Raw genomic sequence first — 19,842 nt, forward strand, 5'->3', positions numbered from 1 at the left:
TTAAGCTGATCACAGCTTACTTGAAAAACGATATCCAGCACCACGTACAGTTTGCACCAAACGGTCATGTCCAAGTGGGCCAATTGCTTTACGCAGACGACGAATGTGCACATCAACCGTGCGATCTTCTACGTAAACATTAGTTCCCCATACATGATCAAGCAGTTGTTCACGGCTATAAACACGCTCTGGGTGAGTCATAAAAAAGTGCAGTAATCTAAATTCGGTTGGCCCCATATCAAGCTCGTTACCTTCTGAGGTAACACGATGCGAAATAGGGTCTAAACGCAGGCCATGTACTTCAATAGCTTCTTCTAATGAGGTTGGCGATACACGGCGAATAACCGCTTTAATACGCGCCATAAGCTCTTTAGGAGAAAACGGCTTAGTTACGTAATCGTCAGCACCTACTTCAAGACCGCGTACTTTGTCTTCTTCTTCGCCACGGGCTGTAAGCATAATAATTGGGATTTGACGGGTGTGTTCGTTTTGCTTAAACTTTTTAGCAATTTGAATACCGCTTCCACCTGGTAACATCCAATCAAGTAAAACCATATCTGGGTAAGGTTCAACCATAGCTGCAATAGCAGAGTCGTAATCTTCTGCTTCAATTGCTTGAAATCCATTTTGCTCTAAAACAAAAACCAACATCTCCCTAATAGGAGCTTCGTCATCTACGACTAGTACTTTACGTGACATTCCAATTTATCTCTTACGCTATCGAATTAGTTTTCATTATTATGACTAAGTATGACATTTTTATGAAAGTGTAACGTGTAAATTAAAATGGTGGTAAAAAAAACACAAATTAGTGACAAAAAACCTCATTAACGTCATATTTTTAAAACCTTTTTAATATTTAACGTAATAAAAAGAGATTTACGATAAATTTATAAAATAGCTAATTTTTGAAATTATCTGCTTTTTGTCGCTAGTTAAATCATTAAATAATACAAAATTTACTGGGATCATTGTTTTACTAACCAAGACTTTTTTACAGATCGATCGTTTAAAAGTAACTTTAAAGCTATTTAAAAATTAACAAACCCGCCTGTGTAACAATCAATACGTTTAAAAATAGATCTAAATTTTACTAAGCCCAAAATAAAGGATCAGATTTTTACCAAGCCGATCCACTCTCAGATCAGAGTTGTACCTAGTCAAAGCCATAAGTTGTTGATTGTTTATACAAATAAATAACGATCAAATTATCTCAGAGCCTAAAATAGCGAAAAAGTGTATTTGGCTTAGTAAAGTAATGATCCGAAAAGGCTGCGTTAGTAAATGCGTGATCCCAAAGTACGGCGTTGATAGTACAGCGATCTGATCAATAGAAGCCGTAACCTGCAATATAAAAAGGGCTGACATTAAAAAAGCCAGCAACAAAGTTACTGGCTTAGGGCCTGTTGACCTTTCAGGATTAAAATTTGTTCAATCTAGGGGCGATTTAATCGCGGCGTGAGGTTTGTAACCTAGCGGGCTAAGTAAAAACCGAGCAAAGCTTCCGCGTCCTGCTCACGCCCCTTACCTACATCCATGTAGGCAACAAAGAGCAAATTGCCCCTAGGCAGAACCCTTCGGGCAGCGCATGTTTGGCATTTATTCCACGTTATCGCCTATTTATGGGGAATAACCACACTTCATAGGCTCTGCCTTGCCTAAATACCAAACATACTGCTGCAAATTTAACCTCGAAAGATAAACAGGCCCTAATAATGATCAATTATAAATTGATCTATTATCTAATTTTAGGGTCTAGTTCGCCGCTTAAGTATTTAAGGTGCATTTCATCAAGTGAAATTGGCTTAATTTTACTAGCCTGACCAGAAGTACCAAACGAGTTATAGCGCGCAACACAAATCTCTGTCATTGCTTTTGTAGCTTCAGCTAGGTATTTACGTGGATCGAAGTTAGATGGGTTAAGCGCCATATGACGGCGAATAGCACCGGTAGATGCTAAACGTAAATCGGTATCAATATTTACCTTACGAACACCAAACTTAATGCCTTCAACAATCTGTTCAACTGGCACACCATAAGTTTCTGGAATTTCGCCACCATACTGATTAATAATTTCTAACCATTCTTGAGGAACTGAAGATGAACCATGCATCACTAAATGCGTGTTAGGAATACGTGCATGAATCGCTTTAATGCGGTCAATCGCTAAAATGTCATCTGTTGGTGGGCGAGTAAATTTATAAGCTCCATGCGAAGTACCACATGCAATTGCAAGTGCATCAACATGTGTTTTATTTACAAAGTCAGCCGCTTCTTCAGGGTCTGTTAGCATTTGCTCAGTGGTTAGTATACCTTCTGCGCCAACACCATCTTCTTCGCCAGCTTCACCTGTTTCAAGTGAACCAAGTACACCTAGCTCGCCTTCAACCGATACGCCACAAGCATGCGCCATAGCAACAGTTTCGCGCGTTACTTCTACATTGTATTCGTAGCTTGAAGGAGTTTTGCCGTCGCTCATTAACGAGCCATCCATCATTACTGATGAAAAACCAAGCTGAATTGAACGCTGACATACACCTGGCGATGTGCCGTGATCTTGGTGCATAACAACGGGAATATGTGGCCATTCTTCAACGGCTGCTAAAATCATATGACGAATAAATGGAGCACCAGCATAAGCACGTGCGCCAGCTGATCCCTGAACGATTACTGGGCTGTTTGTTTTGTCAGCCGCTTCCATTATTGCGCGCATTTGCTCTTGATTGTTAACGTTAAAAGCAGGTACGCCGTAACCATGCTCTGCTGCATGATCTAAAAGTTGTCGCATACTGATTAAAGCCATTGGGTATTCTCCAATTTATCGACAGTAGTTCCCTACCATCTAGTTTGAACGGATGTGTTAGTTTGGCGTTATAACAACGCCACGAAAAACCACTGCTTTGCAGTAATATTCCGTCTAAATTAACTATTAAATTAGGGTGAGAGGTATTTAATAATTAATTGTCGGTGAGGGCTATTACCCCCTCACCTTACGCTACTAAAATTACTTAGCGCGCGACTCTAGCATTTCAACTGCTGGAAGTTTTTTGCCTTCTAAAAACTCTAAGAACGCACCACCACCAGTAGAAATATAAGAAACTTTATCGGCAATGCCGTATTTATCAATTGCGGCTAAGGTATCACCACCACCAGCAATTGAAAACGCATTTGAGTTAGCAATTGCTTGTGCAATAGCACGTGTGCCATTACCAAATTGGTCAAACTCGAACACGCCAACAGGGCCATTCCATACAACAGTGCCCGCATTTGCAATAATTTTTGCAAGCTTGCTCGCTGTATCAGGACCAATATCAAAAATCATATCGTCGCTTGTTACTTCGCTTACATCTTTAAGCGTAGCTACAGCAGATTCAGAAAACTCATTACCAACAACTACGTCAGTCGGTACCGGAATTTCACCATTATTAGCAATCGCTGCTGCACATAAGCGGTTAGCTTCATCCATTAAATCTGGTTCGTAAAGCGATTTACCAACTGGGCTACCTGATGCAGCAATAAAGGTATTTGCAATACCGCCACCGGTAACTAATTGGTCAACAATTTTAGAAAGTGAATCTAAAACGGTTAGCTTAGTTGAAACTTTAGAACCACCTACAATCGCTACTAATGGACGAGCTGGGTTATCAAGTGCTTTGCCTAACGCTTCAAGTTCAGCTGATAATAACGGACCTGCACATGCCACATCTGCAAATAAGCCAACGCCATGGGTAGATGCTTGTGCACGGTGAGCCGTACCAAATGCATCCATTACATATACATCACACAGTGCTGCTAGTTGCTTAGATAACGCTTCGTCGTTTTTCTTCTCGCCTTTGTTAAAGCGCACGTTTTCAAAAACAACCACTTCGTTATCAGCAATATCAACACCGTTTAGGTAATCTTTTTCTAAACGTACAGTTTGCTCAAGGGCATCGTTTAAGTAATCAGCTACAGGTGCTAGCGAAAACGCTTCATCATATTCCCCTTCCGTAGGACGGCCAAGGTGTGACATAACCATTACTTTAGCACCCATCTCCAGCGCTAATTTAATAGTAGGTAGTGCTGCACGAATACGCGCATCTGACGTCACTTTACCTGCTTTGACTGGTACATTTAAATCTTCACGAATTAATACGCGTTTGCCGTTTAAATCTAAATCTGCCATTTTTATGACCGACATGAACATCTCCTTAGTTAACGATACTGAACCTGAAAAATACGTTTAAAATTATTATATTAATAAATTACTTATTCACTGCCATCATAGCACGCGCTGTGTCGAGCATACGATTAGCAAAACCCCATTCGTTATCACACCATACTAATAACTTTATCAGTCGTTTGTGACTAACACGTGTTTGTGTACCATCAATAATACAAGAATGTGGGTCGTGATTAAAATCAACCGATACAAGCGGCTCTTCGGTATAACTTAAAATACCTTCTAAGCGGTCTTTTGCTTGCGCTTTAAGTGCATTATTTACTGCATTTAAATCTACATCGGTATTAACCGTTACACTTAAATCCATTGCCGTTACATTTATAGTAGGAACACGTACGGCGATGGCTTCAAAACGGCCTTTAAATTTAGGTAAAATACGGTCGATACCACGGGCGAGCTTTGTATCAACTGGAATAATTGATTGGCTTGCAGCGCGAGTACGGCGTAAATCATGATGATAACCATCAATCACTTGTTGATCGTTCATCGACGCATGAATAGTTGTAATAGCGCCCGACTCAATACCAAATGCATCATCAAGTACTTTAATAACCGGCACAACACAGTTAGTTGTACACGAGCCGTTAGACACAATTGTGTGCTCGTTTTTAAGCTCATCGTCGTTAATGCCATACACAATCGTAGCATCAACATCGTTATCGGCCGGATGCGAAAACAACACCTTTTTAGCGCCTGCAGTAATATGTAACTGTGCGTGTTCACGCGAGTGATAAACACCCGTACATTCAAGTACAACGTCTACATCGAGCGTTTGCCAAGGTAATTCAATTGGGTTTTCTTCACAAAAAAGTGCAATGGTATCGCCTGCAACACTAATGGTGTCTTCACCAAGTTTTACAGGAAAAGAAAAACGACCATGGGATGTGTCGTATTTTAATAAATGAGCAATAGCTTCAGGATCAGCAAGTTCGTTAATCGCAACAATTTTTATATCGTCGCTCAAACCAGACTCGTATAACGCGCGGACAATATTTCGACCAATACGACCAAAACCATTAATTGCAAGTTTGATTGCCATGAAATATAAAATCCACTCTTTTAGCGTGCAGATAAAGGCAATTCGCCTTTTAGATGGCTGTATTGTAATCGACCTTGAGTATTATTATAAGAGGGTAGCATTAGAAACTTTAAATTAAGAGCAAAGAGCTTACGCCTTGCAAGCTCTTTAATGGTTCTGGGCTTTTAGATTAAGCCTTGTAAATTAAGCTTTTTAAACTAGTTTTTTTAATGCATTAATTATATCTTCTGGCTCAGAACGAGTACGATAATCAACATCAACATAGCGCCAAGTCACTTTACCTTGTTTATCTAAAACAAAGGTGGCAGGAATAGGTAAAATACTGCCATTTCCGTTATTCAGCGACTCTAAATCTAGGCCTCGGTCTACTCGCATATGCTCTAGTAAAAATGTCGGGACTTTCCACGCTACGCCGTAGCTTGCTGCTACATCCGCATTTTGATCACTCAGCACTAAAAAATCCATTTTACTTATTTCGTTTTCGCCCATTGAGCCATCGGGTACTTGCGGGCTAATAGCCACCAATTGTGCGCCTAATTCGTGAATTTCAGGTAAACGTGCTTGAAGCGCTTTCAGTTGTAAATTACAGTACGGGCACCAACTACCACGATAAAAAGTAACAACCACAGGCCCTTTAGCAAGTAACTCGGTTAACTGCACCGATTGACCATGTTGATTTGGTAACTCAAAACTTGGTGCGCTTTGGTTTAAATCAAGTGCATTAGCACCTTGTTGAAACGCTTTTGCTTGTGCAATAGTTTCATCAACGCCTTTCATAAAATCAGGATTACCTTTACGCCCTGCTGCTATTTTTGCCTCAGTTTGTGCTTTTAACGTGTTATTTTCATCGCTCATAATATGGCTACCTTCAAATTAATCAAAAACTTAAAGCCAGCTTACATTATGAAAATGTATTTGAAATGAAAATTTCAACTTAATCATTTACTTCTAAATCAAACACCACGTTTATTGATGATTTAAATGTAATAGTTTCTTGCAGGTACTTGCCTTGTTCAAATGGATTTCTAGTAACTTTAGAACCGGTTACAACTATTCTCTCAAAATTACCTGCACCATAACCATAACTTGAACGGTTAGAATTTGAATTAATGCTGTAAATTTTTCCAAGCTCTGCGCCAAATGCTTTAGCAAGCTCGCTCCCTTTAACTATAGCGTTATCTATTGCGCCTTGTGTTGCTTCAGCTTCTAACTGCGCGAATTTTGAAGACATAAGCTCAATATTCGTCAGTTCATTAATTTTTACACTTAATGCAAAATCGATAAAATCATTCAACTTTTCAATATTTCTTAATGTTACTTTAAGTGTTCTTGTTGCTACATATCCTGCATTAATTGCTGTACCGCTCTCGACATTAAACTTGTCGTCATCATTGTAAGTTAACAGGCTTGTAGCAGAAACATCCGTCTCCTTAACACCGTACTTGCTTAATCCTTTAAGTAACAAATTTACTCGGTCATCAACATCACGTTTAGCATCAAGTGATTTGTCTTTAAAGCTTATTACTTCAAAAGAAATCTTAGCCATATCGGGCTTTGCTAATACCTCTGCAGTACCCTGCACTGCAATATGGCGATTAGCAGGCAAGCTTGAATTAGCAAAAGTGATAAGTGGGAATAATGTTAGAAAAATAGTGATAATGAGTTTCATATTCGTTCCTTGGAGTAATTAGTTAAATAATGACTACGTAACTGTACCTATAGTCATACGGATAACAATAAAAGTAAACTGCTCTTTATTGTAGGCGGGAGTTTATCTCGCGCGGCATAAAGCCCCGCCTACAGCCAACCTACGTCAACTCGGCTACTTTTAGCTCTTTGCCACGGCTTATTTGATGGCACTGGGCTAGCAGTAACTCGGCGGTGGCTTGTGCATCGGTCAGTGCATGATGGCAATGATAGCTTGGTAACTCATAACGTGTGCGGCAAGCATTAAGGGTTAAATCATCTTGTTTTATTTCAGTTGAATGATGGAGTAAGCGCTTTTGTTCAATATGGAGTGTGTCGATTATGAGTTTAGGACGTATAGTTATATTGGCATTTTTAAGCGCTATTTTTAAAAATCCCCAGTCGAGCATGGCATTATGAAACACTAAAATACAGTCGCTAAAATGGCAGCTCAATTGCGTTAGTATGCTGTTTAGGCTCTGTCCTTTTGTTATAGCATCGTCGCTAATTCCATGAAAAACAGGACTTTGCTCAAGGCTTTTTACGTCTTTATTTATAAGGTGCTGCGACTCGCTCATTTTTATACATTGGTTATCTATTATCACCCACGCTACCGACACTATTTCGTGCTGTTTTGCATCAAGGCCAGTGAGCTCTAAATCAATCACTAAGTAACGTTGTTGTAAGGCATTTTTACCTAGTAATTTACGGCGCTTTAAATACCGAGTGAGCAGCTTTTTTACCATGTTAGTAATCCATTATTATAAACTGCCGCGAGCAAACTTAAACGCGGCGGCTTGCTGCGCTTGTTTAACAAGGTAAAACGCTTCTTTTAGTTGATGGCGCTCTAATGAGTTTAATTTATTAGGATTAATACAATTACTCGGTAAGCCCTCTTCGTTTATTTGTGTACTCAAGCGAAGCTGCGTTAAGAACCGCCAACAGTCTTTTAGGTTGTATATATCTTCTTTGCTGATCAGTTTATGTTTTAGTAGTGCGTCCAACCGCTCTTGCGTGTTGGCGCGCCTAATACCCGCTTTTAAAGCGTATAACCGCACTATGTCATTTATAATTACGACACCACGCTTTTTTAAATCTATGTATTTATTATTTTGATCTGTTTTTTCGGTTTTAAATTTATTAAATAAGCCAATTGGCACGCTGTTACTGCTTATATCGCTTGCCATTGCGGCATAGAATAAATCATTACGTGATATACGAATTAGTTGCTCGCAAAAAGCGGTGTATAAAGTGTTAGAGCCTTCTATAAAGCGCAGATCAAAAAATATTTTACAGTTAAGCATTGCATTGGGAGTAGGACTTTTTATCCATTTAAAAAAGCGCTCGCTCCAGTCGTTTACACTCATTCGGCACTCATCGCTGCTTGCCATAATATTACCTGGGCAACGCCTAATGCCGCACTCAACTAAGTTTTCACATACAAACTCTCCCATGCTTTTAAAGTAAGCGTGTTGCTCGGTGGTTAAGTCGTTAGGGAGTAATAAGCCGTTGTCTTGATCTGAATGCAGGGTTTGTTCTTCGCGTGCTTGCGAGCCAAAGCAAATAAAACTAAAGCTGGTTGGCGCTGCGCCATGCTCTTCTTGAAATAAGTGAATAAGGCGCGATGTAAGCGCATCAGTTAAACCACTCAGTAATTTACCAATGAGCGATATATCGTCAATGTTGTACGAAAAGCCACGCAGAAGTTCGGGGATTTCTTTTGCGTAGCGTTTTAAGTCGGTAATGGTATGTGCTTTGTATATGCGCCCAATAAGCTGCACGGGGTCACTTTTTTGTTGGCGCAGTAAATCGGTGCTGGTTATCATTCCTATCGGGTTATGACTTTCGTCAAGCACGGGCAAATGGTGAATATTGTATTTAAGCATTAAGTGCAGCGCCGAAAACACCCGGTTATTTTCAAATATAAACTTGGGTTTAGCGGTCATAATACTGCTTACTGCATCTTGCGGGTCTACCTCGTCAGCAAGTACTCGGTTGCGTAAATCACGGTCGGTCACAACCCCTACTAAGTGCGCATGCTGCGTTATCATAATTGACGACACACCATGCTCTTTCATTTTTTTAGCGCTTTGTCTAATACTTGCATCGGGTGCAAGCGTAATAGCAGTGCGGGTCATCAGTTCTGATATTTTACGCTCAGACCAGCTGTCGTTTTTACTTTTATAATGCGATGACAGCAACCGATTAGCATGAGCGCGTACAAAGTATTGTTCAAACGATTTATATTCTCGGCGTAAAAAGTCAAAGTCTGTTTGGGAGAGCATATACACTATGCCCTCTTTTTGTACTTCCAACCTATTTTGAATGGCCTCGCCGGTTAACAGCGACGGAAAACCAAAATAATCACCTTGCGCTAGACGCGTTACCACATCGCCTTTGGCATCAACTAAATCGTATAGACCAGAGCGAATTAAAAATAGTTTGGGGTTTTCACTTTGTAACCACTGCGCTTGGTTTTCGCGTGTAAGGTAAATAACATCGAGGTGATTTACAAAGTACTCACATGCACTGCTATTAAGGAGGCTAAAAGGCGCTTGCAAACATACATACTGGGCTATTTCTTGTTGTTCTACACTCATTGTATTCGCTCTTTAAATGGTGATGTACCAATCTAATGTACTTACTTATTAAACAAATAAAAAGCCCGACTAAAGTCGGGCTTTTGGTGCTTTATGTTTTCTAAACTATATCTATAAATTGTAGCCTAGTGGTCGTGCGCTTCTGCAGACCCTTTAGGGTTACGAATGCTTTCAACCATTTCTTGAATTTCAACCGGTGTAGGTTTAGTAAACTTAAGAACAATTGCAGCAACTGCAAAGTTAATAATCATACCGACTAAGCCAATACCTTCAGGCGAAATACCTAAGAACCAGTTTTCAGGGCTGTTAAGCTCAGGGCTAACAAACTTGAAGAATATAATATACGCAGCGGTAAAGCCAATACCCGTTACCATGCCTGCAATAGCGCCTTCTCGGTTCATTGTTTTAGAGAATATACCCATAATAATTGCTGGGAAGAAACTCGCTGCCGCCAAGCCGAATGCAAATGCTACTACTGATGCCACAAACCCAGGTGGATTAATACCAAAGTACGCGGAGATAACAATAGCGACCATGGCTGCCAACCTCGCTGCAAGTAACTCTTGCTTATCGGTAATATCGGGCTTAAGGGTTCGCTTGAGTAAATCGTGCGAAACGGAGGTCGAAATAACCAGTAGTAAACCGGCTGTTGTAGAAAGCGCAGCGGCAATACCACCAGCAGCTACAAGTGCGATTACCCATGCTGGTAAGTTAGCAATCTCTGGATTAGCTAATACCATAATGTCGCGGTCTACGTTTACTTCGTTAGCACTGTTCGGATCGGTGATTTTACCCGCCGTGTAGAACATTTTGCCATCGCCGTTTTTATCATCAAATGTAATTAAACCTGTGCGTTCCCAGTTTTTAATCCACCCTGGTGCTTCTGCGTAAGCTGTACCGCTACCGTCTTTACCATTAATGGTATCAACCATGTTTACTCGAGCAAAGGCTGCAACCGCAGGTGCTGTTGTATAAACAATGGCGATGAACACTAACGTCCATGCTGCAGAAATACGCGTGTCTTTTACGCGAGGTACAGTGAAAAAGCGAACAATTACATGTGGTAAACCCGCAGTACCTACCATTAACGCGCCCGTAATAGCGAACACGTCAATCATGCTCTTAGAGCCTTCGGTATATTGTGCAAAACCAAGTTCAGCGCTTAAGCCGTTTAGTTTATCAAGTACGTACACGCCATCGCTGCCAATTAACGTGGCACCAAAACCAGTTTGTGGGAAGAAGTGACCCGTCATCATCATCGAGATGAAAATAGCTGGTACAAGGTATGCAAATACAAGTACACAATACTGCGCTACTTGTGTGTAAGTTATGCCTTTCATGCCGCCAAGTACCGCATAAAAGAATACAATCACCATACCAATGTAGACACCGGTTTCAATTTCTACTTCTAAGAAGCGTGAAAATACCACGCCTACGCCACGCATTTGCCCTGCAATGTAAGTAAAACAAATGAATATGGCACATACAATTGCAACTAAACGCGCGGTGCGTGAATAGTAACGGTCGCCAATAAAGTCAGGCACAGTAAACTTGCCGAATTTACGTAAGTAAGGCGCTAAACACATGGCTAATAGTACATAACCACCTGTCCACCCCATTAAGTAAACGCTGCCATCGTAACCTGCAAACGAAATAATACCCGCCATTGAAATAAACGACGCGGCGCTCATCCAATCGGCTGCTGTTGCCATACCATTAGCAAGAGGAGGTACGCCGCCGCCCGCTACATAAAACTCTTTAGTTGAACCCGCTCGAGCCCAAATTGCAATGCCGATATAAAGCGCAAAGCTTAAACCAACAATTATAAACGTGAGTGTTTGAACATCCATTGCTTAGCTCCTATTCGTCTACGCCGTATTTTTTATCTAACGTATTCATTTTGAAAACGTACACAAAAATCAAAGCAACAAAGGTATAAATCGCGCCTTGCTGGGCGAACCAGAAGCCAAGTTTAAACCCAAAAAAACGTACTTCATTAAGTACATCAACCAGTAATATGCCAAACCCAAAAGACACGATAAACCACACTGCTAAGAGTTTAAATAACAGCGAAATGTTTTCTGCCCAATAAGCTTTTGCTTGTTCTTCATCTTTAAAAGCCATTTTTGTTTTCCCCTTTAAGCACCGCAATATCGCGATGAGTGGTTTTTTATCTTCGCTTACCAATTTAGCAACGCTGGTTAAATATTGAATTGAGACCATAGTCGTAACAGCTTGTTAACGTTTACGTAAACTGTATTTATCATTCAAACGTATTTTATACATTTTCATTTTATTTCAATTGGTTAGCTTAATTTTTTGAATTGGCTTTACTATTAAATTGGTAAGTTGTTTATTAATGCGACATTAGTCTAATGCTTGAGATGATTTTATTTTTGTTATTAATATTCAATAAGATAGAAATAAAATGAAAGTTTTATTTTAAATTCAAGCCTCACACTTAACCTCAGTTCTGGTATTGTGTTAATCCCTCATAGGGTTGAGGGACTATTTAAAATAATAAGGTTTAATAACAACATGACTGCCGTACTCATTATTGTTGCTTTAAGTTATATAGGTGTGCTGTTTTGGCTCGCCAATTGGGGCGATAAAACAACCCCTTTGGCGAAGCGTATTAGCCATCACCCTTTTGTGTATTCACTCTCACTTGGGATTTACTGTACCTCTTGGACTTACTACGGCTCAGTGGGTACAGCCGCCACCAGCAGCTGGAGTTATTTGCCAATATTATTGGGCCCTGCGCTGCTGTTTTTTTTCGGCCAAGGGTTTTTACGTAAACTAGTACTTGTGAGTAAAAAGCAAAACATTACTACTATTGCCGACTTTATTTCAGCTCGCTATGGCAAACGTCAAACCACGGCTATTATGGTTACAGTTATCGCCTTGCTCGCTACTATTCCCTATATCGCACTGCAACTAAAAGCGCTTAGTACCAGCTTTTTACTGCTGCAAAGTAGCACTAAAATATCGGGCGATATGCTGGCGCTTTCGGCTACATTAATTATGGCTTTGTTTGCCATATTTTTTGGTACTCGCAAAGTGGATGTAACCGAATATCGTTCGGGGTTAATGCTCGCTGTTGCCTTCGAATCAATGATTAAACTAATTGCCCTTATTGCTGTTGCTGGACTTGCAGTATTTACACTCTTTAACTTGCCCGAAACCACTGCAAATAAAGTAACCGAATCGATTTGGGATCACTGGACCAACTTTAACTTTTTTAGTTTTAACTTTATTGGTCAGTCCTTAATGGCGGCAGCCGCTATTATATGTTTACCACGTCAGTTTCATGTAACCGTGGTCGACAACCAAAACAAACGCCATTTGTTTACTGCTCGTTGGGCTTTTCCACTTTACTTGTTGCTAACCGCGGCAATGATTTTACCTATTGCTACAGCAGCTATTCATCCTGAAATTGGCAGTGGTTATTCGCCAGATAGCTTTGTACTTGCCCTACCTTTAATTAACGACAATGCCTTTTTAACCACCTTTGTATTTATAGGCGGTTTATCGGCCGCCACCGCAATGATAGTGGTCGCTACACTAACGCTAAGTACCATGATTTCAAATGATGTTGTGCTACCACTTATGCTACGTCGTAAGTTTAAACGTAACTTAATCACTACCAGTTATAAGTCTCGTATTTTACTTGTAAGACGCTTTGCTATTGCGGGCATTTTAATACTGGCCTACTTTTACCAGCAATGGTTTGGGCACAGTAGTGCGCTGGCGAGTATGGGTTTGGTGGCTTTTTCACTTGTTACGCAATTACTGCCTTCTATTGTGGGCGGATTATATTGGCGAAAAGGCCATGCATATGGCGTGTACGCAGGCTTAGTTGCAGGTTTTATTTGCTGGATACTATTTTTAATGCTGCCAATACTCGACGCTGGCGCAACACTTGATAGCGAGCTACAGCAAACACTAATAACGCGCGGAACCTTAATTGCGTTGTTTGCCAATATTGGGTGTTATATTAGCTTTTCACTTGGTGCAGAGGAGCGCTTAATTGATAAAATTCAGGCCGCTGCTTTTGTTAATCCCAAAGATCAGGCTATTTTAGCAAGACGCTTAAACAAAGATGTAAAAGCCACTGTTTACGACTTTAAAATACTACTGCAAACCTTTTTAGGGATTCAGCGCAGCCAGCAGGTATTAGCGCATTACGCACTTGCCCATCACTTAAGCGATAACAACGCACACCCAGAGCCTGAATTTATAGCCTACTGCGAACGCGCGTTAACAGGCGTGCTGGGCGCATCTTCCGCGCAAGCATTAATACATACGGTATCGTCGGGTAAGCGTATGGCGTTTGAAGAAGTTGTAAACTTTTTTGACGAAACCACACAAGCGCTGCAATTTAATCAAAATCTGTTATTTACCTCACTCGAAAATTTAAGCCATGGTATTTCAGTTGTCGATAAAGATTTAAAGCTAGTAGCTTGGAATAAACGCTACAGCGAAATGTTCGGCTACCCTGAAGGATTTTTAGAAGTAGGCCAACCCATAGAAGATATTATTAGATACAACGCTAACCGTGGTGAATGTGGCCCTGGCGAAATAGAACGCCAAGTAGAAAAACGTGTGCAGCATTTAAAATACGGCAGCTCGCATCACTTTATTCGCCACCGTCGTAATGGCCAAGTATACGAAATGATTGGTAACCCGCTGCCCGATGGCGGATTTGTTACCAGCTTTTCGGATATTACCAATCACATAAGTACGCAAAATGCGCTTGAAGAAGTAAACATGGATCTTGAAAACCGCATAGAAGCGCGAACTCAAGAAGTGCAAACCATTAATAGAGACTTACAAGCTCAAATAGATAGCCGTGTACAAACCGAGCAAGCACTTACTTTAGCCAAACGAGAAGCAGAGCAAGCCAACGACAGTAAAACGCGCTTTTTAGCACTGGCGAGCCACGACATTTTACAGCCGTTAAACGCAGCACGTTTATACCTTGCTGCCATTGACGAAAAGCAACTCGACAGCACTAACCAAAACAGCTTTGAAAAATTAGGCGACAGTCTCGATTCAACCGTGCATTTAATGTCGGCACTACTTGAAATAGCCAAGCTAGAACAAGGCGCTATGACCCCAACTCCTCGCCACTTTTATATTGAAGATATTTTAGCGCCATTGCAAAGTGAATACGCTATTTTATCAAGTGATAAAGGCCTTAAGCTTAGTGTGCGTTCTAACCAGCAAATTGTGCATAGCGATATAACCTATTTGCGCCGAATTATTCAAAACTTGGTCTCTAATGCAGTTAAATACACCGATAATGGCCGTGTATTAATTGCCTGTAGGAACCGAAAGCACAATTTACGAATAGAAGTATGGGATACAGGCCCTGGTATTAGCGAAGTAGAGCAAGCTAAAATATTTAACGACTTTTACCGTGTTGAGTCGGGCGATAACAAAGGCGTAGGCTTAGGCTTAGGTGTTGTAAAACGTATGGCTGACTTATTAAGTTTGCCGCTTGATGTGCATTCTGAGCCAAATAAAGGTAGCCGTTTTAGCATTGAGGTACCTTATGGTGACGAGCCGTTTGTACAACAAAAAAGTACGACAAACAGCCTAATAGAAAACCGTGCAGCAATTAATATTGTTGCCGTAGACGACGACCCTGAAAACCTAGCTGCAATGGCAAGCTTACTTAAAAAGTGGCAAGCTAATTACACGCTATTTGATAATGTAAATAATGTACTGGCGCATGCTAAAGAAAACGGTGCACCCGATGTTATTTTAATGGACTACCAATTAGGCAATGACTGCGATGGCATAACGCTAATTAAAACCCTGCGCGAAATTTGGCAAAGCCAAGTACCCGCTATTTTAATTACCGCAGTACGCGACACCGAGCTTAAACAAGAAACCAAAGCCGCTAATATTCATTATTTAAGTAAACCAATTAAACCGGGCAAACTAAAGGCACTGCTTAATCACAGTACATAGTCATCTAGTTAAAAGTATTCTAGTAAAAAGTGCTCTAGTTAAAAGCTATCAAGTAATAGCGTAAAACAAAAAGCCCAGTATCTTCACTGGGCTTTGCTTTATAAAGTATTCATAAAGTTAAACTGGATTTACTCGGCTTCTAAGCTTTTGGAACAACCAACTTAACCCCACCAACGAAAGCCCTAATCCAATAAACGAAAGCGCTTTAAGTAAGCCCTCCAAGTTAGCCATATCAATTAAAAACACTTTAACAATAACTGCAGCTAGTAAGCCTAAGCCTACTTTTTGTATTAATAATTGATTTTTTAAATGACCAAAAATAACAGTACCCGCACCCAATACTAACCAAATAATAGAGTAGCTATAGAGCTCTGCATTGCTCGCCCCTTTTGATAAGTAAATATAAGGCCCTTGCCAGTATTGGCGAATAAAGCTGTTTATTGCCAATAATATAAACCCACCTGCAACGGCCAATATAAATGGCGTAGCTTTAGCGTTTATTGGTTTTACAAGCTTGGCCAGCCAAAGCGTTAATCCTGCAGGTACTAACCACAATAGTAATAACCAGTTAAATATTGGCAGCTCACCTATGTAAAGTGATTCAAATAATGGGTTGTCGTCAAGCAGTGTTTTAATAGCAAAAAGCCCTGCTAACCCTACAAGTGCAAAGCCCGCCACTTGGTATAACTTAGCTAAAGTACCGGCAAGTTTTGCTTTGTGTAAATACACACACCCTAATGCCAGCCAGTTACAGGTAAGGAGTATTTGTTCGTAAAAGTTAAGTGAATCAAATTGCGGATAATGCCCTACTAACTGATAACTTGTTTCGGTTGTAATAAAAAGCGCTAAACAATGAAGGGCTGCACCTTCCAGCCATATTTTAAGTTTTGATGAGTCAAAGCACTTAGCTGCGGCAAAAAATAACGCGATACATAACGGATAAACCACAATACTCCAATGCAAACCAAATACCGTAAGTGCATCGTAACTTGGCGTCCAAGGTGAAAGCGTTAAGCGCAGTAATAACACAGCAACCAAGGCTTTTATAGGCCAATGCGGCATAGGCACGTTATAGCGCTTAATAAGTACGCTTATAAGTAACACTTGCACAGCAAGAGCAATGGTTAAGCCGCTGTCACTTAGTAGCATGGTAATTGCTAACGTAATATTGGCATTAGCCCCTACCCAGTAGGTAAAACGCTGAAAAAGCGTTGTATTATGCTGCGCACACTTTATTAAAATAGCCGCCACTACAAACAATACAACGGCCCAAAGTGGGTATGCAGTACTTAACGCAGAATTAGGAATAAGCGTATATAAAGTCGCTATCATTACAAATAAACTAAATGCCCCCGTAATATGAAACGCTAAACGCTTAATCTGTTTTTTACCGTAATAAAGCCCAAAAGTGGTAAGTAACAATCCGAGTAATAAACCCAAACCGTATTCATTTTTGAATATAAAGAGCGCATCATCAAATAGGTTTGGCGAAAGGTGCGTGCGCTCAGCACTTATAACCAATAGCGCTGCACTTGCTAATGCTACTGCTTGCCAAATATCCCAGCGGCTATTTTTAAGGACTAAAAATAACATTAGTACAATACTCAACACACCGATTGTTTGCCACTGCATATCAAAGTGACTTATTAGCATGGTAAATAATAAGGGCGCTATAAAGGCGAGTAATAATGCATGATCTGGAAGCACTTTAATTAAGCGTTTTAAACTGTGTGGGCGGTGCTCTATAACATTCAATTTTAAGCCCAATCGCGGTATAGCAATTAACCCAATAATACTCAGTAGAGCAAACGTTCCCATTAACCAAACGGTATTAACTTTAAGTAGCGTAAAACCAACTAAATACCAGCCAATGTGCCCAGCCCATAGTAAATACCATAGCCAAATACGTTGTACTTTATGTGCAACTAACGCGGCTGACAAACTTACAAAGCCAACATACATAAATAATGCAAACAAGTTACCACTGCCAGTGCTAACCCATATTGGTACACTATAAGCGCCAATAATACCTAGTACAGCCAATAATGGGCCGAGCCTAAGCGCCATTGCACTTGCGCTAATTGCAATAGCTGCCAGTGCAAAAAATGCCACGGTAGAGCTAAGCATATCGTAGCTACTGTAAGCTAAAAGCGTTAAAGCAAAACAGGTAATAAACCCGCCGCTTGCAAGCGCTGCGGGTATGTAATTATTAAAGCCTTCAAATACAATGCGTTTATGGTGTAAATAAGCCGCGGCTGCAATTAGGCCAAGCCCAAATAAGCCGCCTAAACTCAGCCTCATTACAGGCGATAGTAACCCCGCTTCTAGGCTATATTTAGCTAAAAATATGCCCCCAAACGCAAGCGCTATTGCGCCTATCCAGGTCATCCAGTTCTCTTCAAACCCTGCACGTAATTTATTAAATAGTAATTCTATGGCTGATGCTTCAGCTGGTTTGGCTTTTTTAGGAGGCGCTGATGGCTGATTTATTACAGGTGGCGACAAGTTTTGGGACGTTAAGTTTGGCTGTGCTTTATGAGCAATAGGCTCTGATCTTGAAAGCGCTGCCTGAGCCGTAGATGCTTCACTTTGAGGTTCTCTTTGCGATATCGATTTATGTGTTTGTAGATGTGTTATTTTGGCTCTTAAAACAGCCACTTCTTGTTTTAATCCATTTAACTGCACTAGCGCTATTAAGCCGCAAATAGCACCGGCAACTACAACCAGTATTACTATGACGGCTAACCCAACTAAATCATCCATGGCACACTCTTATTAATTATTATGCCCTGAGTGTACCTAATTATTAATGAGTAGGTAAATTTTGTTCAATAAAAAAGCCTAAGTACTTAAAGTGCTTAGGCTTTATGCTACTTAATATGTTTAGATTTATTCAACACTATCGGTAATAGTGCGCTCTAGGGTCATTTTATAACCTGAGCTTGTTGTTTCATCATGCTCTAAAATCAATATGTAGTTACCCTCTTGTGTAAAGTCCATATCGCTTTGCTGAATAAGCACAATTTGCTGGCCATTATCTTCATATACAACATAAACCGTGTAAATTTCGTTATCTACAACCTGCTCTTCTTGGTCATACTTATCTAGGCCATCGACTACGTTACTGGTGTCGTCTACCGTTTCGCCGTTAAGTGTAAAGTACACATCTACATCTGAAACCGATTGCCCTGCGTAGCTTTCAATTAGGTTTACAACCGATACCGTATGGCTGTAACTACTTGGTGTTAGGTTTTCTTCAACGCTCAACATACGTAAACCGTTATCAACGTCGTTATAAAAAATACCCACCGCACTTTGCTCACGCTCTAGCGTCATTAAAAAGTTATCAGCTAGTTTTGTACCTTCTTCGTCGTACATCGCTACGCTGTAACTATTAGGCGAAAGTTCAACATAATCGGTATAAGAGTCACTAGCGACTATATTTGTTGTGTTTACAGTTGTACCGCGTGTAGCAGAAAAGCTCACTGGCGAGTAGTCATCAACCGTATTTATAAAACGTAATTGCACCAGGGCAGATTGATGTTTAAGCTCAGTAACGTAGTTGTTATCGGTTACTACATCAAGCGTAATACCGCCTTCTTCTGTAGCGTAACTTGGGCGGATCATTGCTACATAGCTTGCTTCGTCGTATAAATAAACAGATGACGACTCGTACACAACATCACTGCTGCCCGCTTCGGTTATGTAAATAGTGTAATAACCTTCATCAACGCTTTGCAGATCTAACTCACTTAAATATTGAGCCGATGAAAAAAGTGTCGCGCTTTCAAATACGCCATCATCAGTTGCTAAGTAAATATCGTAGTTAGTATCCTCCCCTGCAATATTATAAAACCCTAAGTTAAACTCACCCGTATCGCTTGTAATAGGTACGCTAAGCTCTGTAAATGTAGGCTCATCAAAATTGCCGCTCATTACTACTAACTGTGTTTTGTCACCTTTAATAGAAATTTCTTGGTCGCTAATTGTTATATAGCTGTCGTTAGCATCTAGGTACTCAAAACTTACATCATAAGTGCCTGTGCTGTAGTTATGGCGAGTAGTTACATCGGCAAAATCAGCGCCTGAACGTTCTGTTTCTTCAACAAATAGACGTGTGTATGGGCTGTTATACGAGCCATTATACATTTGAATGTAGCCTGTTGAGCTTGAGCTATCATCAGAGCCACAGCCCGACAAAACAGTAATTAGAGTTAAGGGTAATGCAGCTTTTAAAAGGGAGTTGGTCATTAAGGTTATTCCTTATTATTAATATCCCCATTATGACCCAAACATTCTATTTTAATTTCATGATT

At 40.4% G+C, this 19,842-nt stretch carries 13 protein-coding genes; 1 reads left to right on the forward strand and 12 read right to left on the reverse strand.

What is annotated here, in order from left to right; all coding sequences use genetic code 11:
• Positions 1-9 precede the first annotated feature (9 nt).
• The 10 genes from phoB to I6F54_RS14770 all read right to left on the reverse strand — a co-directional run bounded on the left by phoB (position 10) and on the right by I6F54_RS14770 (position 11,671).
• Positions 10-699, reverse strand: a complete 690-nt coding sequence (gene phoB, locus I6F54_RS14725; protein ID WP_006791869.1) for a phosphate regulon transcriptional regulator PhoB — start codon at positions 697-699, stop codon at positions 10-12.
• Between the two features lie 1,039 nt (positions 700-1,738).
• Entirely contained in the window at positions 1,739-2,803 is a 1,065-nt protein-coding gene (gene fba, locus I6F54_RS14730; protein ID WP_007377491.1) for a class II fructose-bisphosphate aldolase, read from the reverse strand.
• Between the two features lie 201 nt (positions 2,804-3,004).
• Positions 3,005-4,180, reverse strand: a complete 1,176-nt coding sequence (locus I6F54_RS14735) for a phosphoglycerate kinase (protein WP_007587175.1) — start codon at positions 4,178-4,180, stop codon at positions 3,005-3,007.
• Between the two features lie 64 nt (positions 4,181-4,244).
• Entirely contained in the window at positions 4,245-5,261 is a 1,017-nt protein-coding gene (gene epd, locus I6F54_RS14740) for an erythrose-4-phosphate dehydrogenase (RefSeq protein WP_007587176.1), read from the reverse strand.
• A gap of 192 nt (positions 5,262-5,453) precedes the next feature.
• Positions 5,454-6,116 carry a peroxiredoxin-like family protein gene (locus I6F54_RS14745; protein WP_197142045.1) on the reverse strand — a complete coding sequence of 221 codons (663 nt, stop codon included), beginning with the start codon at positions 6,114-6,116 and terminating at the stop codon, positions 5,454-5,456.
• A 79-nt stretch (positions 6,117-6,195) separates the two neighbouring features.
• Positions 6,196-6,930, reverse strand: coding sequence for an SIMPL domain-containing protein (locus I6F54_RS14750; protein ID WP_197142048.1), 735 nt, complete (start codon positions 6,928-6,930; stop codon positions 6,196-6,198).
• A gap of 139 nt (positions 6,931-7,069) precedes the next feature.
• The gene (locus I6F54_RS14755) at positions 7,070-7,693 is read right to left on the reverse strand and encodes a 3'-5' exonuclease (RefSeq protein ID WP_197142050.1); all 624 of its coding nucleotides are present in this window, start codon (positions 7,691-7,693) and stop codon (positions 7,070-7,072) included.
• A gap of 15 nt (positions 7,694-7,708) precedes the next feature.
• Positions 7,709-9,547, reverse strand: a complete 1,839-nt coding sequence (locus I6F54_RS14760) for a DUF294 nucleotidyltransferase-like domain-containing protein (RefSeq protein WP_197142059.1) — start codon at positions 9,545-9,547, stop codon at positions 7,709-7,711.
• Between the two features lie 125 nt (positions 9,548-9,672).
• Complete coding sequence (locus I6F54_RS14765) at positions 9,673-11,397, reverse strand: sodium:solute symporter family protein (RefSeq protein ID WP_197142061.1); 1,725 nt, start codon at positions 11,395-11,397, stop codon at positions 9,673-9,675.
• A gap of 10 nt (positions 11,398-11,407) precedes the next feature.
• Positions 11,408-11,671, reverse strand: coding sequence for a DUF4212 domain-containing protein (locus I6F54_RS14770; protein ID WP_007377498.1), 264 nt, complete (start codon positions 11,669-11,671; stop codon positions 11,408-11,410).
• 414 nt (positions 11,672-12,085) lie between these two features.
• On the opposite strand from I6F54_RS14770, the gene I6F54_RS14775 reads away from it, so the two are divergent.
• Positions 12,086-15,526 (forward strand): PAS domain-containing hybrid sensor histidine kinase/response regulator, encoded by a 3,441-nt coding sequence (locus I6F54_RS14775; RefSeq protein ID WP_197142070.1) that lies wholly within the window; start codon positions 12,086-12,088, stop codon positions 15,524-15,526.
• A 117-nt stretch (positions 15,527-15,643) separates the two neighbouring features.
• Here the strand turns inward: I6F54_RS14775 and I6F54_RS14780 are convergent, their stop codons facing one another.
• Together I6F54_RS14780 and I6F54_RS14785 are read right to left on the reverse strand one after the other, a co-directional pair.
• Entirely contained in the window at positions 15,644-18,289 is a 2,646-nt protein-coding gene (locus I6F54_RS14780) for a DUF2339 domain-containing protein (protein WP_197142071.1), read from the reverse strand.
• Positions 18,290-18,415: 126 nt separating this feature from the next.
• Complete coding sequence (locus tag I6F54_RS14785; RefSeq protein ID WP_197142072.1) at positions 18,416-19,777, reverse strand: hypothetical protein; 1,362 nt, start codon at positions 19,775-19,777, stop codon at positions 18,416-18,418.
• Positions 19,778-19,842: the final 65 nt, after the last annotated feature.

Origin of the sequence: Pseudoalteromonas sp. SWXJZ10B, from assembly GCF_015864475.1 — a bacterium.
In the GTDB taxonomy this organism is placed as follows: domain Bacteria; phylum Pseudomonadota; class Gammaproteobacteria; order Enterobacterales; family Alteromonadaceae; genus Pseudoalteromonas; species Pseudoalteromonas arctica.